This is a genomic window from uncultured Agrobacterium sp., from assembly GCF_913777885.1.
Lineage (GTDB): Bacteria > Pseudomonadota > Alphaproteobacteria > Rhizobiales > Rhizobiaceae > Agrobacterium.
In genome coordinates this window covers 319,664-343,623 of sequence record NZ_CAJYTV010000017.1, presented here as the reverse complement: position 1 = coordinate 343,623, position 23,960 = coordinate 319,664, and the positions used below count along the sequence as shown (strand labels likewise).

General features: G+C 58.9%; 20 protein-coding genes. 12 read left to right on the top strand and 8 right to left on the bottom strand.

Annotated elements, in window-relative coordinates:
- Positions 1-116: 116 nt before the first annotated feature.
- The 4 genes from QZ869_RS16720 (at position 117) to QZ869_RS16705 (ending at position 6,215) form a co-directional block, all read left to right on the top strand.
- Positions 117-2,834, top strand: a complete 2,718-nt coding sequence (locus tag QZ869_RS16720) for an ABC transporter transmembrane domain-containing protein (protein ID WP_296106014.1) — start codon at positions 117-119, stop codon at positions 2,832-2,834.
- 56 nt (positions 2,835-2,890) lie between these two features.
- Positions 2,891-3,346, top strand: a complete 456-nt coding sequence (locus QZ869_RS16715) for a cyclic nucleotide-binding domain-containing protein (protein ID WP_112954666.1) — start codon at positions 2,891-2,893, stop codon at positions 3,344-3,346.
- Positions 3,347-3,514: 168 nt separating this feature from the next.
- Positions 3,515-4,375, top strand: coding sequence for an MBL fold metallo-hydrolase (locus QZ869_RS16710; RefSeq protein ID WP_296079667.1), 861 nt, complete (start codon positions 3,515-3,517; stop codon positions 4,373-4,375).
- Positions 4,376-4,502: 127 nt separating this feature from the next.
- Entirely contained in the window at positions 4,503-6,215 is a 1,713-nt protein-coding gene (locus QZ869_RS16705) for an adenylate/guanylate cyclase domain-containing protein (protein WP_296106074.1), read from the top strand.
- Between the two features lie 132 nt (positions 6,216-6,347).
- On the opposite strand, the gene QZ869_RS16700 is transcribed toward QZ869_RS16705, so the two are convergent.
- The 5 genes from QZ869_RS16700 to QZ869_RS16680 all read right to left on the bottom strand — a co-directional run bounded on the left by QZ869_RS16700 (position 6,348) and on the right by QZ869_RS16680 (position 11,208).
- Positions 6,348-7,529 carry a M20 aminoacylase family protein gene (locus tag QZ869_RS16700; protein ID WP_296106013.1) on the bottom strand — a complete coding sequence of 394 codons (1,182 nt, stop codon included), beginning with the start codon at positions 7,527-7,529 and terminating at the stop codon, positions 6,348-6,350.
- Between the two features lie 72 nt (positions 7,530-7,601).
- Positions 7,602-8,381, bottom strand: a complete 780-nt coding sequence (locus tag QZ869_RS16695) for an amino acid ABC transporter ATP-binding protein (protein WP_296020310.1) — start codon at positions 8,379-8,381, stop codon at positions 7,602-7,604.
- Positions 8,378-9,301, bottom strand: coding sequence for an amino acid ABC transporter permease (locus QZ869_RS16690; protein ID WP_296020315.1), 924 nt, complete (start codon positions 9,299-9,301; stop codon positions 8,378-8,380). Before QZ869_RS16690 ends, QZ869_RS16695 begins: the two co-directional genes overlap by 4 nt.
- Entirely contained in the window at positions 9,298-10,188 is an 891-nt protein-coding gene (locus QZ869_RS16685) for an ABC transporter substrate-binding protein (RefSeq protein ID WP_296076414.1), read from the bottom strand. The genes QZ869_RS16690 and QZ869_RS16685 overlap by 4 nt, the downstream gene beginning before the upstream one ends.
- Before the next feature lie 57 nt (positions 10,189-10,245).
- Positions 10,246-11,208 carry an ABC transporter substrate-binding protein gene (locus tag QZ869_RS16680; RefSeq protein WP_296037691.1) on the bottom strand — a complete coding sequence of 321 codons (963 nt, stop codon included), beginning with the start codon at positions 11,206-11,208 and terminating at the stop codon, positions 10,246-10,248.
- Positions 11,209-11,309: 101 nt separating this feature from the next.
- Here QZ869_RS16680 and QZ869_RS16675 point away from each other — a divergent pair, with 101 nt between their 5' ends.
- On the top strand, positions 11,310-12,635 hold the full coding sequence (locus QZ869_RS16675; RefSeq protein WP_296106011.1) for a PLP-dependent aminotransferase family protein: 1,326 nt from the start codon (positions 11,310-11,312) through the stop codon (positions 12,633-12,635).
- A gap of 9 nt (positions 12,636-12,644) precedes the next feature.
- On the opposite strand, the gene QZ869_RS16670 is transcribed toward QZ869_RS16675, so the two are convergent.
- Together QZ869_RS16670 and QZ869_RS16665 are read right to left on the bottom strand one after the other, a co-directional pair.
- A complete protein-coding gene (locus QZ869_RS16670; protein WP_113176091.1) occupies positions 12,645-13,127 on the bottom strand; it encodes a class I SAM-dependent methyltransferase in 483 nt (160 codons plus the stop codon).
- Between the two features lie 17 nt (positions 13,128-13,144).
- A complete protein-coding gene (locus QZ869_RS16665) occupies positions 13,145-14,485 on the bottom strand; it encodes a nucleotide sugar dehydrogenase (protein WP_296098786.1) in 1,341 nt (446 codons plus the stop codon).
- A gap of 128 nt (positions 14,486-14,613) precedes the next feature.
- Between QZ869_RS16665 and QZ869_RS16660 the strand changes: the two genes are divergently transcribed.
- The 3 genes from QZ869_RS16660 (at position 14,614) to QZ869_RS16650 (ending at position 16,836) form a co-directional block, all read left to right on the top strand.
- On the top strand, positions 14,614-15,711 hold the full coding sequence (locus QZ869_RS16660; protein ID WP_296106073.1) for a glycosyltransferase family 4 protein: 1,098 nt from the start codon (positions 14,614-14,616) through the stop codon (positions 15,709-15,711).
- The gene (locus tag QZ869_RS16655) at positions 15,708-16,457 is read left to right on the top strand and encodes a polysaccharide deacetylase family protein (protein ID WP_296106009.1); all 750 of its coding nucleotides are present in this window, start codon (positions 15,708-15,710) and stop codon (positions 16,455-16,457) included. Before QZ869_RS16660 ends, QZ869_RS16655 begins: the two co-directional genes overlap by 4 nt.
- A 148-nt stretch (positions 16,458-16,605) precedes the next feature.
- Entirely contained in the window at positions 16,606-16,836 is a 231-nt protein-coding gene (locus QZ869_RS16650; protein WP_296106076.1) for a hypothetical protein, read from the top strand.
- Here QZ869_RS16650 and QZ869_RS16645 read toward each other — a convergent pair.
- Entirely contained in the window at positions 16,828-17,790 is a 963-nt protein-coding gene (locus tag QZ869_RS16645) for a glycosyltransferase family 32 protein (RefSeq protein ID WP_296106007.1), read from the bottom strand. The genes QZ869_RS16650 and QZ869_RS16645 overlap by 9 nt on opposite strands.
- A 195-nt stretch (positions 17,791-17,985) precedes the next feature.
- Between QZ869_RS16645 and QZ869_RS16640 the strand changes: the two genes are divergently transcribed.
- The 4 genes from QZ869_RS16640 to QZ869_RS16625 are packed head-to-tail and all read left to right on the top strand — an operon-like array spanning position 17,986 to position 23,951.
- Positions 17,986-19,878, top strand: a complete 1,893-nt coding sequence (locus QZ869_RS16640) for an ABC transporter ATP-binding protein (protein ID WP_296106004.1) — start codon at positions 17,986-17,988, stop codon at positions 19,876-19,878.
- Entirely contained in the window at positions 19,875-21,779 is a 1,905-nt protein-coding gene (locus QZ869_RS16635) for an ABC transporter substrate-binding protein (RefSeq protein WP_296106003.1), read from the top strand. Before QZ869_RS16640 ends, QZ869_RS16635 begins: the two co-directional genes overlap by 4 nt.
- A gap of 1 nt (position 21,780) precedes the next feature.
- The gene (locus QZ869_RS16630) at positions 21,781-22,779 is read left to right on the top strand and encodes an ABC transporter permease (protein ID WP_296020343.1); all 999 of its coding nucleotides are present in this window, start codon (positions 21,781-21,783) and stop codon (positions 22,777-22,779) included.
- Positions 22,776-23,951, top strand: coding sequence for an ABC transporter permease (locus QZ869_RS16625; protein WP_296020345.1), 1,176 nt, complete (start codon positions 22,776-22,778; stop codon positions 23,949-23,951). Before QZ869_RS16630 ends, QZ869_RS16625 begins: the two co-directional genes overlap by 4 nt.
- The last annotated feature ends 9 nt before the right edge of the window (positions 23,952-23,960 follow it).

Sequence of the window (23,960 nt, the reverse complement as noted above, 5' to 3'; positions counted from 1 at the left end):
GAACCACCATATCCTATCCCCGTTTCAGCGCTCTCCTTCCCCCTCCAGAGCCGCTTTGACGCCAGCATGAACATCCATTACCTTCCACTTTATCCGGCACGGCATAGAAGTCCTCGATGGAAAAAAGTCTGACGCGTTACATCTGGACGCATACCAAGAAGCAGCAGCTTTTCATTCTGCTGATCGTGGCGCTGTCGATGATCCCGTACTTCCTGGCCTTCGATCTGCCCAAGCAGATCGTCAACGGGCCGATCCAGGGCGATGGCTTTGAAGGCGCGAACGCCACGCAGCTTTTCATGCATCTGACGCTTAACCTGCCTTACTTCGGCACGGTCACACTTTTTCCGGGTATCGAGCTGAACCGCATGGCCACCCTGATGGGCCTCAGCCTCACCTTCCTGGCGCTGGTCATCATCAACGGCCTCTTCAAATATTACATCAACACCTACAAGGGCCGACTTGGCGAGCGCCTGCTGCGCCGCATCCGCTTCCATCTGATCGACCGGGTCCTGCGCTTTCCGCCCACGCATTTCAAGCGCGTCAAGGGCGCGGAAATCTCCAGCATGATCAAGGACGAGGTGGAGCCACTCGGCGGCTTTACCGGCGACGCCTTCGTCCAGCCTGCTTTGCTCGGCGGCCAGGCATTGTCGGCGCTGTTCTTCATTCTGGTGCAGAATTTCTGGCTCGGCATGATTGCCGCTTTCATGGCCGCCATTCAGGTGGGCATCATCCCGAAAATGCGCCGCCGCCTGATCGATCTTGGACGCCAGAGACAGCTGACTGCGCGCGAGCTTGCCGGACGCATCGGCGAAATGGTCGATGGCATCGGCACCATCCACGCCTATGACACCTCGAACTACGAACGCGCCGATGCCGGCCAGCGTCTAGGCCAGATCTTCAAGATCCGATACGACCTTTATCAGTGGAAATTTCTGGTCAAGTTCATCAACAACTTCCTGGCGCAGCTGACGCCCTTCTTCTTCTATGCAGTCGGCGGTTACCTGACGCTGCGCGGCAGCCTCGATGTCGGTCAGCTCGTTGCCGTGATCAACGCCTACAAGGAACTGCCAGGACCACTGAAAGAGCTGATCGATTGGGATCAGGCCCGCCAGGACGTGCAGGTGAAATACGAACAGGTCTTCGAGCAGTTCGATTCTCCAAGCATGATCGACCCCAAAATCCAGGATCTGTCTCCGGCGGCAGCTGCCGCGATCACAGGCCCGATCGTCATTTCCGCACTTTCGCTTGATGATGACAGCGGCACGCGCCTCCTCGATCAGGCAACACTTACCATCAATCCCGGAGAAACCGTGGCGATCGTCGGCAGTGCCGGCGGCGAAGCCCTGGCAGATGCCCTGGGACGCACGCTCTGGCCAACATCGGGCAAGATTTCCATCGGCGATACAGATTTCCACGATCTGCCCGAATCCGTCACCGGACGGCGCATTTCATACGTCTCGGCCGACAGCTACTTCTTCCACGCAAGCCTGAAGGACAATCTTCTCTACGGGCTGAAGCATGCGCCCCTCAAACCCAAGCAGTATGAAGGGACTGAACTCGAGCACCGAAAATGGGAAGTCCGCGAGGCCAAGCTTGCCGAGAACCCGGACATGGATCTCAACGGCGACTGGATCGATTACGAGTCGAGCCCGGCAGGCCGCGAGGATCCGGAGCAATTTCTCAAATCCATGCTCGCCGTTTTGGACACGGTTCAGCTTTCGCCGGACATTCTGGAATTTGCGCTCCGCTCCTCCATCGATCCAATGAGCGACCTGCATCTGGCAGCCCGCATCGTCGAACTGCGCCGGACGCTGCGCAGCGAATTGGAGCGGGAAAACCTCTCTGGTCTCATCGTTCCCTTCGAGCCGGACAGCTACAACACCGAAGCGACCGTCGGCGAAAACATCCTGTTCGGCACGATGCGCGATGCGCAGACCGGCAGCAGCAAAATCATCGAAAGCAAGTATTTCCTGTCGCTCATGCGCGGAACGGGCCTTTCCAAAACGCTCTTCGACATGGGTTATACGATCGCCGAGAACATCGTCGAAATCTTCTCCGATCTGCCGCCTGATCATCCGCTCTACCAGCAGCTGACCTTCATGACCGCGGATGACATTCCAAACTATCAGCAGATCCTGCAGCGCCTGCAGGGCAAGCATTACGATGATGCGAACGAGGCAGACCGCCGTGCCATGATCCGCCTCAGCTTCTTCTATGTCGAACCAAGACAGCGTTTCGGCCTTCTGACACCGGAAGTGATGAACCGCATCGTCGAAGTGCGCCACATGTTCCACGAGAACCTGCCCGAAGAACTGCGCGACGTCATCGAGCCTTACGATCCCGATCAGTATGCCGCATCGACCAGCCTGCTCGACAACATCCTCTTCGGCAAGGTCAGCCATCGTTACACCGACGCCTCGCGCCGTATCACCCGGCTTGTGGCCGATGCCATGCGCAAGCAGGGTGTCTATGAGCGGGTTCTCGCCGTGGGGCTTGACTTCAATCTCGGTGCCGGCGGCAAGCGTCTTGGGCCATTGCAGCGCCAGAAGCTCAATCTCGCGCGGGCTTTGATGCGACGCTCGGATTATTACGTGCTCAACCGTCCGCTACCGGGTCTCGACCATCGCCTGCAGCAGGAAATCGTCGATAACGTCATCGCCTTCCTGAGGAGAGACGGCGCAAATCCTGCAGTTCTGTGGGTCTTGTCAAATCCGTCGCTTTCCAAGATGTTCGATAGAGTTATCGTCGTTAACCACGGTACAATTGTCGCAGACGGATCATACGAGACTCTTGTGGAAGAAAACGGTACATTCAAGGAAATGATCGCTGCCTGACATGTCGCGGGCACACGACAGCAACGTGAATCGGTAATACCAACCAGGACAGGGCTATGCTTTTCAAAGATGAAATTCAGATGCTGAAGCGCGTCCCCTTCTTCAGTGAGATGGAGCCGTCGAAACTCAAGCTACTTGCTTTTGCTTCGGACCGCGTTTCCTATCTTGCAGGAGACGAGCTATTCCGGCAGGGCGATCTTGGTGATAGCGCCTATGTGCTTCTGACCGGCAAGGTCGATGTCCTGATCGACTCGCCATCGGGCCAAATCAAGCTGACGGAAATGAGCGGCAACGCCATCGTCGGCGAGATCGCCATCCTGTGCGACAGCGTGCGAACGGCAACCGTGAAGGCCTCGACGCCGGTTGAGGCGCTGCGCATCGGCAAGGAGCAGTTCTTCAAGCTGATGTCGGACTTCCCGGAGATCACCATCAAGGTCATGCGGGTTCTTGCCGAGCGTCTGACGCAGACGACGACGGAACTGAGCAAGGCACGTGCGCATTCAAGCGTTTGATAATATATTCTTCCGCACCACGATATTTTAAGAGAAAAATAAAAGTGGTGCTGCAGTCATAAAACTGAAATGCTGCATGGAGTAGGCACGCGCCATTGAATGGCGAAGAGACAACGGCACCTGGCGGAGGAGCGTTGAGACGGTGGCCGTGGCAAGTTGGGGTGTATGATGGCGTTGAATTCCGACGGAGACCGTCGGGGCAATAGACAGGAATTGCAGGTCAAGATCTGGGGAGCGCGAGGAACGCTTCCTGTGTCGGGAGAAAAATTCCACAAATACGGCGGTAACACCATCTGCATCGAGGTTCGGTGCGGCGACCATATCCTGCTCTTCGATGCAGGCTCTGGTCTGCACCCCGCTGGCATGGCGCTGAAAGCCGAAGGCGCAACCAATGTGGATATGTTCTTCTCGCATTGCCACTACGACCACATTGTCGGATTTCCCTATTTCAAACCCTTCTTCAAGCGCGAAAACGATATTCGCATCTGGTCCGGCCATCTGGCAGGGCAGAAGACCACGCGCGAGATGCTGCGCGAATTCATGAGCCCGCCTTGGTTTCCGGCACCACTCGATATTTGCTGCGCCCATCTGGAGACGCGCGATTTCGCGGCTGAGGACACGCTCCAGGTCAAGCCGGATCTGACGATCCGCACCGGCATGCTGACCCACCCCGGCAACGCCATCGGCTACCGGATCGACTGGCAGGGCAAGAGTCTCGCCATCATCACCGATACCGAGCACGAACCGGGCAAGCTGGACAAGGCAGTGCTGAAGCTGATCGACGATGTCGATCTGTTCCTCTATGACGCAAGCTTCACCGATGCGGAGATGGAGCTTTACAAGGGCTATGGCCACTCCTCCTGGCAACAGGGGATCAGGCTGGCGAAGGCCGCAAATGCCAAATCGGTGGGCTTCATCCACCACGCGCCCTTCCGCACCGATGGCGAACTCGACCAGATCGACGAGGATGCGAAGAAGGAATTTGCCGGTGCCTTCTCAGCCTTCGACGGACAGACAATCGAGCTTTGAAATAGGCCGCCGCCTCGAATAAGACCAAAAAGCATTATCTTCGTAAGGCCGATCAATCGCTCGATCTAAACCCGGCGATTCAGCATTTGAATATTCATTTTCCATTGAGAGAAATTTGAGGTCGGGATTGGCGCAGTATGTGACGGAGACCTCTTTGCGGCGAGCGCGATTGCTCTCGGGTCTCGTCATGCTGACCTTCGTGGCCTGCCACCTTTTCAACCACGCGCTGGCGCTGATCTCCATCGACACTGCTGAATATGGAAGGATGTGGTTCAGCATCATCTGGCTGAACCCGGTCAGCAGCATCATCCTCTATAGCTCGGTCCTCGTCCACCTCACGCTCGTGCTGCGCTCCATCTATTTGCTGCGCTCCTTGCAAATGCCCTGGCGCGAGGCGATGCAGATTTTGCTTGGCTTGGCGATCCCGTTTCTCATCATCGACCATGCTGCAGGCATCCGCTTCTCACGCATGCTGTTCGGTATCGATGAAGGTTATGACGTTGTCATCAGACGGTTCTGGATCACGTCACCCTATCTCGGCCTGCGCCAGAGCATCGCACTGGTGCTGATCTGGGCGCATGGCTGTTTCGGCGTGTTCTTCTGGCTACGCTACCGAAGCTGGTACCGGCAGGTGGCGCCCTATCTGTTGATGATCGCCGTTCTATTGCCAATCATGGCGCTTCTGGGGTTCAGCGATGCCGGGCGGCAGATGGAGATGGATCTGCCTGCTGATCACCCCCATTCGGAAGCGGGCATGCGCTCGCCCTCCGATCCGCCTCTGCCACCTGTACGCCCACCGGGCTCATCCGCGCGCCAGGAGACCATTCAGCACATCACCTTCGGTCTTCGCCTCGCCTTTGGTGCAGCCGTCATTCTCACCTTTGCCGCCCGTGCCGTCCGAGGGTGGCGGCAGCGATCGAATGGTTTCGAAGTTCTCTATGAAGACGGACATGCGGTGCGCGCACCGGCAGGCTTCAGCATTCTGGAGGCGAGCAGGCTTGAGGGCGTTTCGCATTTCTCCGCCTGTGGCGGCAAGGGCCGCTGCTCCACCTGCCGGGTGAAGATACTGGAATCCGACGGCCCACTACCGGAACCGAGCGATCTGGAACGCGCCACCTTGCAGCGCATCCACGCCGATTCCGATGTGAGGCTAGGTTGCCAGCTTCGCCCGACGGGGCGGGTCAAGGTCGCACTGCTTCTGTCCACGCGGCAAAAGGACGACAGCCCGGCGAATGACGAGCCCATTCGTCCGGGTCGCGAGGAGGAGATTGCGGTTCTCTTCTGCGATCTCAGAAACTTCACCTCGCTCTCCGAAGCGCGCCTGCCCTATGACATGGTGTTTCTGCTGAACCGCTATTTCACCGTGGTCGGTCAATCGGTGGAGCAGGCAGGCGGGCGCATCGACAAATTCATCGGCGACGGCGCCATGGCGCTTTTCGGCCTCGACGGCAACCAAGAGACTGCCTCGGCCGATGCGCTGAAAGCGGCCTGTCTGATCCTGCGCAATGTCGAGAAGCTGAACGAGGAACTGGAGCAGCAATTTGCCGTGCGCCTGCGCGTTGCGATCGGCATTCATGCCGGTCCGTCGGTTGTCGGCATCATGGGCTATGGCGCAGCAAAAACGCTGACGGCCATTGGCGATACTGTCAATGTCGCAAGCCGCCTGGAGACGGCGGCAAAGGAGTTCGGGGCCGCCATGGTCGTTTCCGAACCGGTCATGGTCCAGTCGGGCCTCAAGCGCGATACGCTTCGAAATCGCACCATTCCCATTCGCGGGCGCAGTTCCGAGATGCGGGTCTTCCTGCTGTCGGAAGACGAAAGCTATGGCCTTTTGTCGTAACACGAACGCGGCACGGTGCCTGCGTCATCTGATCGAACCAGCCATGTCGCCATCAACAGCGCTTAGAAATCCACCCCGGCACCCAAGGGCACATTGCCCCGCCGAATGTCCTCCGGCGGGGCTCTGCATCAATTACTCCGCAAGAAATCGTTCCGCCAGGCGCGCCCACAGAGCCGCACCCACGGTCAGGCTGCCATCGGCAAAATCATATTTGGGGCTGTGCAGAATAGCGGAGTCCAGACCGTTGCCCAAGCGCAGGAAGCTGCCTGGTTTTTTTTCGAGGAAGTAGGAAAAGTCCTCGCTGCCGGGAATGAGCGGGCAGGTAGCGACCTTGTCTGAGCCGATCAACTCTTGCGCCACGAGCCGCGCAAAGTCCGTCTCTGCCTCGGAGTTGGCGACCACCGGGTAGCCGTGCTCGTAATCAACCTCGATTGTAGCATCATAAGCCTCTGCCATGGATCGGGCGAGCTTGGTGATGCGCCGCTCCAGAAGTTCGCGGATCTTCGGCTCGAAGCAGCGCACGCTCAGCGCCAGCTTTGCATATTCGGGGATGACGTTTACCGCTTCTCCCGCATGGATGGTGCCGACGGTGACGACGGCTGTCTGTGTGGGATCGATGTTGCGCGAAACGACCGTCTGAAGCGAGACGACGAGGTTGCAGGCAACCACGATGGGGTCGATGGTGAGGTGAGGACGCGAGGCATGGCCGCCCTTGCCCTTGATGGTGATGTTGACCGTATCGGATGATGCCATCATCGGCCCGGAGCGCGTTAAAATCGTGCCTTCCGGTGCGCCAGGATGATTATGCAGGCCGAAGATCGCGTCGATCGGGAAGCGCTCGAAAAGGCCATCCTCGATCATTTTCTGGGCGCCGGATGGCTTTCCATTCTCTTCCGCCGGTTGGAAGATCAGGGTCACCGTACCATCGAAACGGCGAGTGCGAGCGAGATATTCCGCTGCACCAAGCAGAACGGTCGTGTGCCCGTCATGGCCACAGGCATGCATCTTGCCGGGCGTCTTGCTAGCATAGGGTAGTCCGGTTTCCTCCAGGATCGGAAGCGCGTCCATATCGGCGCGAATGCCGATGCTTTTGGTTCCAGTGCCGTTTTTCAGACGAGCCACGACGCCGTGACCGCCGACATTGCGCGCCACCTCGTAGCCCCAAGCTTCAAGCTTCTCCGCCACATAGCGGGCGGTTTCGGCCTCTTCCAGCGAAAGCTCAGGGTTGGCATGCAGATATTGGCGCGTGGCCTTGAGCTCTGCCTCCATCGGCTCGAAATCGGAAACGCGGGCATAGTGATTGTCGTTCAGCATTGGGTCCACCGGGGTCTTGGAAAAAGGACGCCAGCCGTGAGGCTGGCGCCAAGTTGGGGAAAAATCGCACGCTTACAGGAAGCGTGAGAGGAAGGCCTGCGTGCGTGGATGTTGCGGATTGCCGATCACCTCTTCCGGCTTGCCCATCTCCACAATATGTCCGCCATCCATAAAGACCACACGATCCGCAGCCTCTTTGGCAAAGCCGATTTCGTGCGTGACGACGATCATCGTCAGGCCCTGCCTTGCAAGATCCTTCATCGTGGCAAGCACTTCACCGACAAGTTCTGGGTCGAGTGCGGACGTTGGCTCATCGAACAGCATGAGCTTCGGCTTGATGGCGAGCGCACGCGCGATCGCGACACGCTGTTGTTGTCCACCGGAGAGCTGACGCGGATAGGCGGAGGCTTTTTCCGACAGGCCGACGCGCTCCAAAAGACGCATGGCATTTTCGGTCGCGTTCTTGCGGCTCTCCCCATGAACGCCGACGGGTGCTTCGATGATGTTTTGCAACACCGTCATATGCGGATAGAGGTTGAACTGCTGGAACACCATGCCGATCTTGCGGCGTTGGCGCGCAATGCCGTTGGCCGAGAGCTTCTCCAGCCGGTTGTTCTTCACCCGGTATCCGATCTGTTCGCCGTCCACCGCAATCGCGCCCTGCTGGATCGTCTCCAGATGGTTGATGCAGCGCAGGAAGGTGGATTTGCCGGAACCCGAGGGCCCAAGAATGACCACGACCTCACCCGGCATCACATCCAGGTTGATGCCTTTCAAAACCTCCAGATGATCGAAGGATTTGTGAACGTTGCGCGCCTCCACGAGAGGCTTTGTGTCTGCAATCGCGGTCAATGGCTTGCCTCCACGTCCTGAGCAGGCTTGGCGACGCCGGCATTGCGGCGGTCGCTGCGACCGTAATAGGCTTCGATGTAGCTTTGGCCGATATTGAGGACCGACGTAATCAACAGGTACCAGATGACGGCTACGAGAAGCATCGGAATGATCTCGAAAGTCCGGTTGTAAATGGACTGCACCGAATATAGCAGGTCTGCCATCGCAATGACGCTGACAAGCGAGGTTGCCTTGATCATGCTGATCAGCTGGTTGCCGGTTGGCGGAACGATGGAGCGCATGGCTTGCGGAATAATGATGCGCCACAGCGCACGCGCCTTGGTCATGCCAAAAGCCTCTGCGGTTTCCGCTTGCCCGCGATCGACCGAGAGAAGGCCTCCGCGAATGATTTCCGCCATGTAAGCCGCTTCGTTGAGCGCCAGCCCGACGATTGCCGCGGTCATTGGTGTGATGACGGAGTTGGTGTCCCAGCTTGCAAGCGTCGGTCCGAAGGGGATCGAAATGGAAAGCTGCGGAAACAGGGTAGACATGTTGTACCAGAAGATCAGCTGGACGAGCAGCGGCGTGCCGCGGAAGAACCAGATGAACAGGGAGGCAAAGGAGCTTGCCAGCCCATCCTGCGACATTCTGGCGATCGCGATGATCAGACCGAGAATGGTGCCGAGGATCATGGCGATGACCGTCAGCCCGAGGCTTACATACAGACCGCTGATGACGACCGGATCGAAGAAGTAGTGGGCGACGACGGGCCAGCCGAAGTTTTCGTTGTTGGCAACGATCCAGGCGAAGTTGACGACGAAGAGCGCAATGACCAGCCAAAGCACGAGACGGCCCGTGCGAAACGGGGTGTGGGCAGTCGCCACATCCCGCAGGTCGGTGCCACCCATGGGTGGCACTTTGGTTTCAACAGGGCTCGTCATTTTGGCAACTGGCCCCCGAGGTTGATGCCCGGCTGCTTGAGGATATTGTTCTCAAGACCCCACTTCTTCATGATCGTTTCGTAAGTTCCGTTGGCCATGAGAACCTTGATAGCATCGAGAAGAACCGGGCCTAGCTCCGACCCCTTGGGAACGACTGCGCCTTGGTAGAGATCGTCAAAGCCGTTCTTCTGGCCAACTCCGGTCAGTTCCAGCTGGCCATTGGCCTGGGAAACGAAATAGGTCAGCGGTGCCTGCGAGGAGAAGAAGGCATCGGCGCGTTTGGAGCGAACCGCAAGGATCGAGCTTGGCTGATCGGTATAGGACTGCACCTCGATCGCCGCCTTGCCATCCGTCTTACACTTTTCCGCCTGAGCCTGGATGACGCGCTCCGCCGAGCCGCCGGCCATGACGGCGATGCGCTGGCCGCAGGACGTGTCGAGCGAAACGATGCCCTTGGGATTGCCCTTCTGAACGGCAAAGACCACGAATTCCTGCACCCAATCGACAAAATCATTCGATTCTTCGCGGCTCTTGAAATCACCCACAGGCCCGAAGGCAAACTGATAGCGCCCGGAATTCACGCCCGCCAGAAGCGCTGGCAGGCCACCCACGGTCGCATGTTCGATCTTGATCCCCAGCACTTCGCCGAGCGCATCGGTCAGGTCGGCGCTTGCGCCTTCCATCTTGGTGCCGGTCACGATTTCATAGGGAGGGAAGGATCCGTTGTTGACGGAAATCATCTTGCCCTCGGAGCGAATTTTTTCCGGCAGCCGGGCGCGAAGTTCCTCATTCACGCTCTGCTTGGGAATGGCAGCCGTTTCGGCAAAAGCGGTTCCGGCGAGAAGAAGCCCGGCGAGCGCGGCGGAGGCAATGAGTTTCGGATGCATTTGGTATTCCCCTTTTTGTTTGCAGCGATTGAAAGTGCCAAGGCCTGACTATCGTCGTCAGTTGACCCCGGCTTGCAGCGGAAACAGCTCCGCGGGCGTCAAGAGGCGCGGCAGAATGCCTTGAGCGTGAAGCTCTTGAGCGAAATCGGAGATCATGGCGTCGTTCTCCTTCAAGCCGCTGACATTCCAGTTCGGCGGCAGATCTGCGGCGCAACGGCGCAACTCATCGATCATCCAGGGCGTGGTATCGGCATATTTCTCTCGCTTTTCCAGCCACATGCGCTGTGAGGCATCGATGAGCGCGCTGAGCTCGTCCATAACCCACGGATTGTCGCGCACGAACTGCGCCTTGAAACCGATCAGATGCATGCCAGGCACGTAGCCGACATCGTTGAAATAGGCGACTTCGGACGCCCGGTAATCCGGCAGAACCTGACGGAACGGCGAGTCCTGATCGAAGAAACCCTTGGGCATGAAGGGTGTGAAGACAGCATCCAGCCCGCCCTCTTTCAACAGATCCACCATCGGGCGTTCGCCAGGTGCCGCCTCGATCCGGCCCGGACGTCCGAAACCATCCAGACGGTCGGTGATGGGATGGGCGTCCGTCAGACGACCAGCATACCACATGGCGTCTTCCACGCCCACGCCCTCGCGACGGCACGCCGCACGGGTCCAGGTATTGCCGGAATCGCGCCAGCCAGTCACACCGATCTTCTTGCCGGCAAGATCGGCAAGCGTGCGGATCGGGCTATCCTTGGTGGTGATAATGCAGCGATGACGAAAACCGCGCATGATGAAGTTTGGCATACCGATGACGCGCTCATCGCCATCATGGCGCATCTGCGCATAGCGGCTGAAAGAGGTTTCGGCAGCGTCATGCGCATCGTCTTCGGCGACATTGGCAACAAGCGTACCGACGCGATCGACCTCGATCTGAAGCCTCGGAGACGAAACGTCTCCCAGAACAAGCGGCGTCATATAGTCCCAGTCGCGAAGAGCCAGGCGAAGTTTCAACGGCATGATTTAGGTCTCATTTATTTTCCAATGCCGAAAGAATAAATGTACACTCGTAAGCGCACAAATGTTATTACGTTATTGAACATTTAAAGTGAGAGTTCCACGTGAGCGATATTTGCGAGGCCCGCTGGCTCGCCGACAGAATAACCGATAAGACGATCCGGGGCATCGCACTGGAAACGAGCGCACTCGTGCGGGCTGGCGTTTTGCCGGTCGGCACGCGCCTGCCCGCCATGCGCGATCTGGCCTACGAACTCGGCGTCAGTCCCGCGACCATATCCGAAGCCTGGAGCGAGCTACGCCAGCAGAAGATCATCAGCGGTCGTGGACGCAATGGAACGTGGGTCTGTGCGGAACGCTTCGTCGCAAAGCCGGAGCGTCTGGCGAGCGCCGGTCACTATGGCGCCAATGTTCTCGATCTCTCGATGGCGGTACCGGATCAGGCGTTGCTGCCGCCGCTCGAGAAGGCAATGGTCTACGCCACTTCGGTCGGCGACCTGAACAGTTACGCCCGCAGCCGGATCGTTCCCGAACTGCGAGACGCGATAGCGGAAGACTGGCCTTACGAGCCCGAAGCCTTTCTCGCGATCAACGGCGGTTATAACGGTGTCTATACCACGCTGCGTGCGCTCGTACGGCCGGGATCGGTCGTTGCCGTCGAACATCCCACCGCCATGCGGCTTCTGGATATTCTCGAAGATCTCGGCGTGAAGATCGTGCCCATCCTGTCGGATCGCGAAGGCCCCCTGCCCGCATCCTTGAGGCAGGCACTCGCCGAGCGACCCGCAGCCTTTCTCTTCCAGCCCCGGCTGCACTCGGTCACGGGACAGACCGTAACCCCGAAAAGGATGCAGGCGCTTGGAGATGTTCTTGCCGAAACCGATACGCTGATCATCGAAGATGACGGCCTGGCAGATATTTCGGCGGAGAGACCGGTCTCTCTTGGCAAGCGCTTCCCGGACCGAACCGTGCGCATCGTCTCCTTTTCGAAGACCTTGGGTCCCGACTTACGACTGGCGGTGCTTTCGGGTTCTGCCCCTATTGTCGAACAGATCCAATCCTACCGTGCCTTCAGCGCGGGATGGACCAGCCGCGTGCTGCAAGCGGCTGTTGCCTGGCTGATCAGGGACGAGGAAACGTCCCGGATCGTCGCGAGAGCGCGCGCGACCTATCAGGAACGGCGCGATGCGCTGGCGCGTGAACTGCTGGAACGGGGCGTCGAAACCATGCCCGGCAGCGGCATGTGTCTCTGGGTGCCGGTAGAATCCGAGCCCTTCGCGATGGTGACCCTTGCGGCCAGGAACATCGCCGTTGTACCCGGCAATAAATTCTCCATCCTGCCGAGTGCCCATATTCGCGTGGCCACCAGCAAGCTCTCGTCAGGCCACGCGCAGGTAGCCGAGGCGATAGCGCTTGCGCATCTGAGATAGGGTGGCGCGCTAGATCTTCCGGTACAGGAAGTAACGATCCGTCGGCACGGTGTCAGGCACCGGCAGTGGATCGAGGCTAGGTTCCTTCAATGGCAGTCCGCTCACCGCGATACCGCCCTTGGCCAGCATGCCAGACACGATTTGCGGCAGCCACGTGAGCGTCACCGCATCCTTCTCGTCGTAACCGGTGCCGATATCGGCATGCACAAGTGCCGCCCCGATGCCGACCCAGTCTTTCGCCGTCTGGTCGATTTCGCCGAGAACCAGATTGCCCTCTTCCGGCACGGAAGATGCGTGTGCGCCCATGGCCCGGTCGAAGGCGACGATGCGGCGATCGGCAAACAGCTCGCGCAGATGGTTGAAGGTGCGCCCATTGCCAAGGCCGATTTCCATGATCGGACCGTCAGCCGGCAGATCGAGATCGCCATGCACATGGTTCAAGATATCGCGCTGGGCGCTGAGGCGGCGGATGAAACTGTCCAGTCTGCTCATGGGAGAAGGGTTTCCAATCAGGCTTTGATAATGTGGCTGGCGCTGATGCCGCGACGGGCAAAAGCGTTGCGCGTATCGATGATCAGCGGCGACCAGCCGGCAAGCTGCTGGTAATCGACGTTGTCATGGTCGGTGGCGACCAGCACCGCGTCGAAACCGCCAATGCTGTCCTTGGTCCAATCTGCAGACTTCATGCCCATCAGATCGCTATATTCGCGGGTCTTCGGGATTTCCGCCACGTAAGGGTCATGGAAGGCAACATCGCCGCCGCGCTCGAGTATGAGCTCGATCAGTTTCAAGGACGGGCTTTCGCGAATGTCCGGTACGTTCTTTTTGTACGCCAGCCCCAGAACTAGCACCTTCGAACGGCTGAGCGCCTTGCCCTGATGCACGTCCAGCGCTTCCGCCAGTCGCCCGACGACATGGCGCGGCATGGCCGTGTTGATCTGGCCTGCGAGTTCGATGAAGCGGGTGGGCAGTTCGTATTCCTTCGACTTCCACGTCAGATAGAACGGATCGATCGGAATGCAGTGGCCGCCAAGGCCGGGCCCTGGATAGAAGGGCATGTAGCCGAAGGGCTTGGTCTTGGCCGCATCCACCACTTCCCAGATGTCGATACCCATCGCCTCGTAGACGACCTTCAACTCGTTGACGAGCGCGATATTGACCGCGCGAAAGACGTTCTCGGTGATCTTCACCGCTTCTGCCGTCGCTGTAGTAGAGACCGGGATGACGGTCTTGACCACGGAGCCGTAGAAGGCCGTCATCAGCTCAGCAGCATCCGGTCCGTCACCGGCCACGACCTTCGGAATGGTGGAGGTGTGGAAGTCGCGGTTGCCGGGGTCTTCGCGCTCCGGGGAAAAGCCGAGGAAGAAATCCTGAGCCGACTTTAGCCCGGTCTTTTCCAGGATCGTCTTGACGATGCCATCTGTCGTCCCGGGATAGGTGGTCGATTCCAGCACAACAAGCTGGCCGGGACGCAGCGTCTCGGCAATCTCGCGGCAGGTGTTCTCCACATAGGAGAGATCGGGATCGCGATATTTCGTCAGCGGGGTGGGAACGCAAATGGCAATCACATCGCATTCGCCGAGCTTGGAAAAATCGCTGGTGGCTTCGAACGTGCCGTTCTCGCAGGTACCCGCCAAAATCTCATCCGGCACGGCCTCGATATAGCTCTTGCGCGCTTCGACGGCCTTGATCTTGCCCGGATCGATATCGAAACCTGTCACCTTGAAGCCGGATGTGGCGATCGTCATGGCAAGCGGCAGGCCCACATAGCCAAGGCCGATGACACCCGCCCGCGCCTCTTTCGATTGAATGAGGTCGAGAAGTCGCTGTGCATTTGGAGAAGAGGTCAAAGCGTTTTGCGTCCTGCGCGCGAGGAAAACTTGGCCTTTCAGTTGGGCAAGAAGACCCATGGTGTCAAGGCTGCGACGGTCTAAAATACAGTTGACGAAGACGCGGCTGAAAACGCATGACTGCAGCCATGAAGATCGCGTTCTACTGCCCGATGAAGTCTCCAAACCATCCGGTCCCCTCCGGCGACAGGCTGATGGCGCGGCTGTTGATGCAGGCGATGCAGCTTGCCGGCTACGAGGTCGAGGTGGTGTCGGAACTGCGATCCTTCCTGCGCCAGCCGGATGGCGAAGAGGCAGAAGCGCTGGCGCGGGACGCGGAGCAGGAACGGCAGCGCATATCGACGCTCTGGCAGGAAACGAGCCCGCCCGATCTCTGGTTCTGCTATCACCCCTATTACAAGGCGCTCGACCTTTTGGGACCTGAGCTCAGCCGCTCATTCGCCGTGCCCTATGTGACAGCGGAAGCCTCTTACTCCCCGAAACGCAATGCCACCGGCTGGGCTCAGATCCAGGCCCGGCTTCTGGACGATCTAAGCTCTGCTGCCGTCAACATCTGCTTCACCCATCGCGACCGAGACGGCCTTATGAAGGCCAATCCTGCGATGCGCACACAGATGCTGCCGCCCTTTCTGGACACGTCCCTGTTCTGCGCGCTGGACCCTGCCCCGCAAGCGAGCCGCATGGCAACTGTCGCGATGATGCGTCCTGGCGACAAGCTCAGCAGCTATGAAGCCTTGGCGGCTGCGTTGAATCGCCTTTCCCCCAATCTCGACTGGACGCTGGCCATCATTGGCGACGGGCCGGAGCGCGATACTGTCCAAAAGATCTTCAAAGACATCTCACCGCATCGCCTCGCCTGGCATGGCGAGAAGACCCCTCATGAGATCGCAGACATCCTGTCGCATGCCTCGCTCTATCTCTGGCCCGGCCATGGCGAAGCCTACGGACTTGCCTATCTGGAGGCACAAGCCGCAGGCCTGCCGGTCATCGCCGAGCGGATTGCCGGCGTGCCGGAAGTGGTGATCGATGGAAAGACCGGCATTCTGACGGAGCCGGGGAATACGCAGAGCTATGCGAATGCCATAGAAAAGCTGCTGACCGATCAGGAAAAGAGACAGTCCATGGCGCAAAGCGCGAGAGCATTCGTCAGTCAGGAGCGCTCCTTGCAGAACGCAGCGTCGACGCTCGACCGGATTTTGCAAGACGCCAGAGGGTACGAACCATGACGGAAAAGAAACTTCTGGAAACGCTCGACAGCTTCGCCCATCGCGGCGTTGCCGCCGACCTCTGGCTGCGAGACGACGACGCGACGGAACCGACATCGGCGCTCGATCAACTGCTGACGCTCTCCGATCGCTATGCCGTGCCGATGACGCTGGCCGTCATTCCCAAGCCGACCGGTGATGCCTTGGCACGTCGGCTGGACAGCGCCGAAAAAATCGACGTCGCGGTGCATGGCTGGGCGCATCGAAACCATGCCGGGCCGAACGAGAAGAAGCGAGAGCTTGGCTTACATCGCCCGAAAGATACCGTGCTCGCAGAGCTGCAAAGCGGATTTGAAAAGCTGCAGAACCTCTATCCGGGCCGCTTCGTGCCGATGCTGGTGCCGCCGTGGAACCGCATCGATCCGGAGATCGTCGACGCTCTACCATCGCTCGGCTATCAGGCGCTATCGGTTTATGGACCTGAAAAGGCAGCGCCCATTCACCTCTTGAACACCCATGTCGACATTATCGACTGGCGGGGAACGAGAGGCGGCAAGGACCACGATCTGCTCTTTGCCGAAACCGCCGAGCGCATTGTGGTAGCAGAGCAAGAGGCAAGAACCACTGGCGTCCTTACCCACCATCTCGATCATGATGAGGCGGCATGGGCTTTTCTCGACCGCCTATTCGCACTGACCGCCAATCATCCTGGCTGCCGTTGGCGCAGCGCCGGATCGCTGGTCGAAAAGGCCGCTTCGACGGCCTGACATGGCGCGACAATATGTCGAGTATCAAGTCGGACTACTCAGGCGTAAGCACACGAACGAAGAGCCACTAAAGCGCCTTGCGTCCTGTTGGGCGCACAAAGGACGTTTTGGTTTTGCGTTTCCGCATCGCCGATGCTGCAGGCTCTGTTTGGAAAGTGTGACGAAGATGGAATGGTTCGAGTATTTTCCGATTGTAATGTTGCCGCTGAAGCTGCTCGTCGTCGGCATCGGCATGTATTATTCGATCAAATGGCATTACGATCAAGGCAAGCTGAAGCGCGCGGAAGACGAGAAGCGCAAGCACCAGATGGCAGCCGCCGCGAAGGCTGCCGAGGACCGCGAGATCGCATCGGCAGAACTCCCTCAACCTTCACCATGATTTCCACGCGATCAGCAGCCCATCGCCCTTGGCGCTGGCTTCGGCACGCGCCTCTTCCACTGCACTGAAATCCGCCCGGTCTGCCAGCACCGCCGCAACGAAATCGGCCCCCGCCAGCGTCACCGATCCCGCACGAGCCACCACGCTAAAGATCAGCGGACCCGTGCCCCACCATGCGGGCGCACGCGGCAGGCGCTCGGCAATCTCAGGCAGCGCCTCCAAGATGCGCTCGAAGACGGGATGGCCGGGCGGTGTGGCGATAAAGGAATTGGCGAGTAGCACGCTTCCCTTCCCCGTCATGCGCGGCGTTTCCTCGGCAAAGGCGGTGAGCCCCACCATGGGGAGGATATCGCCAAAGCTGATGTCGTAGCGGGCCGGATAAAAATCACAGTCGAGATAGATGCCACCAATGCGCGACAGGATGAAATAGCGCGCCACATCCACAGCACCGGGGAAATCTCCATCTTCCCGCATCCGCCTGAAGATCGGATCGGCATCTATGCCTTGTGCCTCCAGATCGGCCTCCCGCCACAGCCGATAGGCATAACCATTCGCCTGCGCATGTCTGCGCCAGGCATCGGTCGAGGGTGGCACTGGTTTGTTGCCGATCCAGATCTGGTGGATCTTCGGTGGCACCGCTTCACGGTTCTTCTGTGCAATCGCTCGTCTCTCATCCGCAGAGAAGCGGCCATAGGGCGCAAAGACTTCGGGCGGCGGCACGAGAAGATATTGGTAGCCGGCTTTGGCAACCGCATCTCCCTTGGCCTTTGCTAGCCTGAGATAGGCCGAATGCAGGCGGCGCGGCAGGCCGAGTGCTGTCACCTCCCCCATCAGATGCTGGTCGTGCGCATTCGATAGCTCGAGGAGTCGATCTTCTGCCGCAGCGAAATCTTTTTCCGCCAGCAACCGCCTGATGTCTGCAAGCGTTGCATCAAAAATGGCTTTGTCCGACATGTTCGCTCCTGAGCTTAATAACCCCGACATATCTTCGGAATAGACGTTTCCCAAGAGCCCGAGACCATGCAGAAAGCCGGAAATTTTTCACGGTTTCAAGAGCATGGACAGAGCTTATACTGTGCGATAACGTGAATATAAGGGCCGCGTGATAATGCCACAGGCAAACAACAAGACGGCAAGGGAACCTATGGCATGACTGCAGGCGCAGATTTGCTTCGCATTGAAAATCTGCAGGTCTCTTTTTCCATTATGGGCGGAAAGATCGAAGCGGTCCGGGGCGCAAGCCTGCGCATCCTGCCAGGAAAGGTCACCGCGCTCGTCGGCGAATCCGGCTCCGGTAAATCAGTCATCGGCCAGACGATCATGGGAATCCAGCCGCGCACGGCCCACGTCAGAGGTCGCGTTCTTTTTTCCGACCCTTCGAGACCAGACGATCGTCCCATCGACCTCCTCCAACTGGAGCAGGACGGCAAGCCGATGCGCGCCATTCGCGGCAACCGCATCGGCCTGATCTTCCAGGAGCCGATGACCTCTTTTTCGCCTCTCCACACCGTCGGCAACCAGATCGACGAGGCGCTGCGCATCCATTCGGTTCTGACACCGAAGGAGCGGCAGGAAAAGATGGAGGAAACGCTTGATCTCGTCGGCTTTTCCAACCCCGCCAAGATCTGTCAGATGTATCCTTTCGAGCTTTCCGGCGGCATGCGCCAGCGCGCCATGATCGCCATGGCGCTGATCTGCCGCCCGGCGTTGTTGATCGCCGACGAGCCGACCACGGCACTCGATGTGACGATCCAGGCGCAGATTCTCAAGCTTCTGCGTGACCTTCAGAGCCGGCTCAATATGAGCATGCTGCTCATCACCCACGATCTTGGCGTCGTCGCCAACATCGCCGATGAGGTCGCCGTCATCTATCAAGGCGAAATCATGGAAGCGGGCACGGTAGACGACATCTTCCGCGCACCCTCGCATCCCTATCTGAAAGGCCTGATGGCGGCTGTCCCACATTTCGATATGAAGCCCGGCGAAAGGCTTAAAGCGCTACGCGATGTCACCCTCGACAAGGAAAGCCTGATCGGCAAAAAAACCGACAGCGTCGACAAGGCGCCGGGCGTCATTCTCAGCGTTAAGGATATCTCCAAGACCTACACCACCCGCAAGTCCACATGGTTTACCGCCGGCAATGCGAACAGCACCAAGGCGGTGGATGGCGTCAGCTTCGATATCATGCGCGGCGAATGTCTGGGCCTTGTCGGCGAAAGCGGCAGCGGCAAGACCACCGTCAGCAAGATCCTGATGCGCGCGGTAAAGCCTGAAGAAGGCTCGATCACCTTCCATAGCAAGAACGGCGACATCGACGTGCTGAATGCCGTAGATGGCGATCTGCGTGAGCTGCGCACCCGCATCCAGATGGTGTTTCAGGACCCGGTCTCCTCGCTGTCGCCACGCATGACGGTCGGCAATATCCTCAGCGAACCCTTGGAAATCCACGGGCGTGGCGACTCGAAATACCGGCAGGAGCGCGTCAAGAATTTGCTGCGCGCCATTGGCCTTGGCGATAACGCGCTGAACCGATATCCGCACAGCTTCTCAGGCGGTCAGCGCCAGCGCATCGGAATTGCGCGCGCGCTGATGCTGGGGCCGGAACTCTTGATCTGCGACGAGCCCGTCTCCGCGCTGGACGTTTCGGTACAGGCGCAGATCCTCAATCTGCTCAAGGATTTGCAGAAGGATCTCGGGCTCACCTATCTCTTCATCTCGCACAATCTGGCGGTCGTCGATTATATGGCCGACCGCGTCGCGGTGATGTGCGAGGGCAAGATCGTTGAGCTTGCGCCACGCGAGACGCTAATGCGCAATCCGGTTCATCCCTACACAAAGTCGCTTCTCGCCGCCGTTCCCTTCCCCGATCTCGACCGGCCACTGGATTTCAAGACGATCGGCAAGATCAGTGCCACCGGCAAGTTCGACTGGGGCAAGCAGTTTCGAGACGAAGACAACGGACAGATGATAACGGCCGATCTTGGCGGGGGGCATCTCGTGCTTGCCAATGCCAATGCGGATGTTCGGGAGCTACGGTCTTGATTACGCGCCGCACCACCCTTGCCCTGCTCGCCTCCGTTTTCGTTCCATGGAAAGCCTCCGCCGCCAACTATATCGACGCCGATTTCTTCAAGGAGAAGCTCGACAAGGGCGAGTTGCCGCCGCTCGATCAGCGCCTGCCGAAAAACCCCCGCGTCATCGATCTGAAAGCCATGGGCCGCGAGACAGGTCAGCATGGCGGCAATATCCGCATGCTGATTGGCGGCCAGCGCGACATCCGGCTGATGCCGATCGACAGTTACGCCCGCCTCGTAGGCTATGACGAAAAGCTGAACTTCGTTCCCGACATCCTCGAATCCTACACCGTGGATGAGGAGCGCGTCTTCACACTGAAACTGCGCGAGGGCCACAAGTGGTCGGATGGCAGCGATTTTACCGCCGAAGATTTCCGCTACTTCTGGGAAGACGTGGCGCTCAATCTGGAAATCCACAAGGGCGGCCCACCCATCGAGCTTCTGGTCAACAAGAAGCCACCTTCGATCGAGGTTCTCGATCCGTTGACGGTGCGCTACACCTGGGACGGGCCGAATCCAGATTTTCTGGCCAAACTTGCCGGTGCGTCGCCCGCACGTCTGTTCCTTCCCGCCGCCTATATGAAGCAGTTCCACGTCAAATATCAGACGCCGGAAAAGCTCGCCAAGCTGATGAAGAAGAACAAGGTGGACGACTGGAGCAGCCTGCACGTCAAGATGTCGCGACAGCTCCGTCCGGAAAATCCCGATCTTCCTACGCTCGACGCCTGGCGCGTTATCACCGCACCGCCTGCCGAACAGTTCATCTTCGAGCGCAATCCCTACTATCACCGCGTCGATGAGAATGGTCGCCAGCTTCCTTACATCGACCGCTATCTGCTGAACGTCACATCGTCGGAAATCATCGCGGCAAAGACCGCGTCTGGTGACAGCGACCTGCAGTTCATGAACCTCGATTTCAACGACTACACCTTCTTGAAAGACGCCGAAGCGCGTTATCCGTTGAAGGTCAATTTGTGGAAGCGAAGCCAGGGTTCGCGCGTCTGTCTGCTGCCAAACCTCAACTGTGCAGACGACACCTGGCGCACACTGTTTCGCGATGTGCGCATGCGCCGTGCGCTCTCGGTGGCGATCAACCGGCACGAGATCAACATGGTCTGCTTCTACGGCCTCGCCAAGGAAAGCGCCGATACCGTGCTGCCGGAAAGCCCGCTCTTCCGGCCGGAATTCGCTACCGCCTGGGCGCAATTCGATCCCGAACTTGCCAATCGGCTTCTGGACGAGGTTGGCCTGACGGAGCGCAACGATCGCGGCATTCGCCTTCTGCCAGATGGCAGGCCCGCGCACGTGATCGTCGAGACCGCTGGCGAAAGCACGCTCGAAACCGACGTGCTGGAACTGATCACCGATCACTGGCGTAAGATCGGTATCTCCCTCTCCAGCCGCCCGACACAGCGCGACGTGTTCCGCAAGCGTGCCATGGGCGGCGAGGTGATGATGTCGGTCTGGTTCGGCATGGATAACGCCATTCCCAACGCCGACATGCTGCCATCGGGTCTCGCACCCACCGGCGACGATCAGCTGCAATGGCCGGTCTGGGGTATCCATTACCTCTCCGGCGGGCGTGAAGGCAAACCGCCGGATCTGCCGGAAGCCGTGCAACTGCTCGATCTCCTCAAGAAATGGCGCCGCAGCGTCACCGCGCAGGAGCGCAAGGAGATCTGGCTGGAAATGCTGTCGATATACACTCAGCAAGTCTTCTCCATCGGCACGGTGAACGGCGCGCTGCAGCCGATCGTTCATAGAGCCCGACTGAAGAACGTGCCGGAGAAAGCGCTATTTGGCTTCGAGCCGACCGCTTATCTCGGCATCTACATGCCAGATACGTTCTGGTACGACGGGAGCGCCTGACATGCTCAGATATATTATCGGGCGCATTCTCGTCATGATCCCGACATTGATCCTGATCTCGATGCTGGTCTTCACCATCATCGAACTGCCGCCAGGCGACTATTTCGAAAGCTACGTCGCCGAAATGCGCGCCATGGGCGAGACTGCCAACATGGCGGAAATCGAGGAACTGCGCACGCGCTACGGTTTCGACCAGCCTGCCCCCGTGCGCTACTTCAAGTGGGCGACCGGCATGCTGGTCGGCGATTTCGGCTATTCCTTCGAGTACCAGCTTCCCGTCAGCGAAGTAGTTGGCGAACGTCTGTGGCTGACGGTTCTGGTCTCCTTCGTCACCATCATCGTGACCTGGCTCGTCGCCTTCCCGATCGGCATCTACTCTGCCACTCACAAATACAGCTGGGGCGATTACGGCCTGACCTTTTTCGGCCTGCTTGGCATTGCCATTCCCAACTTCATGCTGGCGCTGATCCTGATGTATTTCGCCAATATCTGGTTCGGCACGTCCATCGGCCACCTGATGGACCGCGAGTATCTGAATCAGCCGATGAGCTGGGACAAGTTCAAGTCGATCCTCGAGCATCTGTGGATCCCGGTCCTGATCATCAGCACGGCCGGAACGGCGGGCATGATCAGACGCCTGCGCGCCAACCTATTGGATGAATTGCAGAAGCAATATGTGGTGACGGCGCGCGCCAAGGGGCTTCACCCCTTCAAGGTACTGACCAAGTACCCGTTGCGCATGGCGCTGAACTTCTTCATTTCCGATATCGGCTCGATCCTGCCCGCCATTATTTCGGGTGCTGAAATCACCGCGGTCGTCCTGTCGCTGGAAACCACCGGCCCGATGCTGATCCGCGCGCTGCAAAGCCAAGACATGTATCTGGCCGGCTCCTTCCTGATGTTCCTCGCCTTCCTGACCGTCATTGGCGTCCTCGTTTCCGATATTGCGCTCGCCATTCTCGATCCTCGCATTCGATTGGGAGGTGGGAGCGTCAAATGACTTCATCGATTCCGAAGCCCGGCGAGCCCTTGCCGCACTACGTCTCCACAGCGCCCTTCGATCCCTATCTGGTCGAGCCCGCTACCAGCGCGCTTGCCATGGTGGGTCGCGCATCGCAATGGAAGCTGATGTGGTGGCAGTTCCGGCAGCACAAGCTTGCGCTCTACTCCGGCATCTTCCTGCTGGTGCTTTATCTCTCGATCTTCATATGCGAGTTTCTAGCACCGTATAATCTCCACACCCGCGACGTGGAAAACATCTACGCCCCGCCGCAGAGCATCCATCTCTTCCATGACGGCAAATTTGTCGGCCCCTTCGTCTATGGCCGCACCATGAGCCTCGACATGGACAATCTGCGCCGCGTCTACACTGACGTACCGACGGACGTGCAGAAGATTCGCTTCTTCTGCCGAGGTGACAGCTACCGCTTCTGGGGACTGTTCGATTCCAACGTCCACCTCGTCTGCCCGGCGAAAGACGGCCAGATGTTCTTGCTCGGCACCGACCGTCTTGGCCGCGACGTGCTTTCGCGCATCATCTATGGCGCACGCATTTCGCTCACCATCGGCCTCTTCGGTGTGGCCATGAGCTTCGTTCTCGGCATCGTGATCGGCGGTCTTGCAGGCTATCGCGGCGGCGTCTTCGATCTGATCGTCCAGCGCATCATCGAGGTATTGCAATCGATCCCCAGCATTCCGCTGTGGCTGGCGCTTGCCGCGATCATGCCGGTAACCTGGAGCCCGATCCTCGTCTATCTGGGCATTACCGTCATCCTCGGTCTATTGGACTGGACGGGGCTCGCGCGCGCCGTGCGCTCCAAGCTTTTGGCGCTACGCGAGGAGGATTACGTGCTCTCTGCCCAGTTGATGGGAGCCAGCACCAGCCGCATCATCGGACGGCATCTGATCCCCGGCTTCATGTCACACCTGATCGCGTCGGCGACACTCACCATTCCAGGCATGATTCTGGGCGAAACGGCGCTCAGCTTCTTGGGGCTCGGCCTGCGTCCGCCGATCACAAGTTGGGGCATTCTGCTCACGGAAGCGAGAAGCGTCAGCGTGATTGCGCTTTATCCCTGGCTTTTGATCCCGATCCTTCCGGTCGTTCTGGTCGTGCTCGCCTTTAATTTCCTTGGCGATGGACTACGTGATGCAGCAGATCCGTTTAAATGACCGGATTTG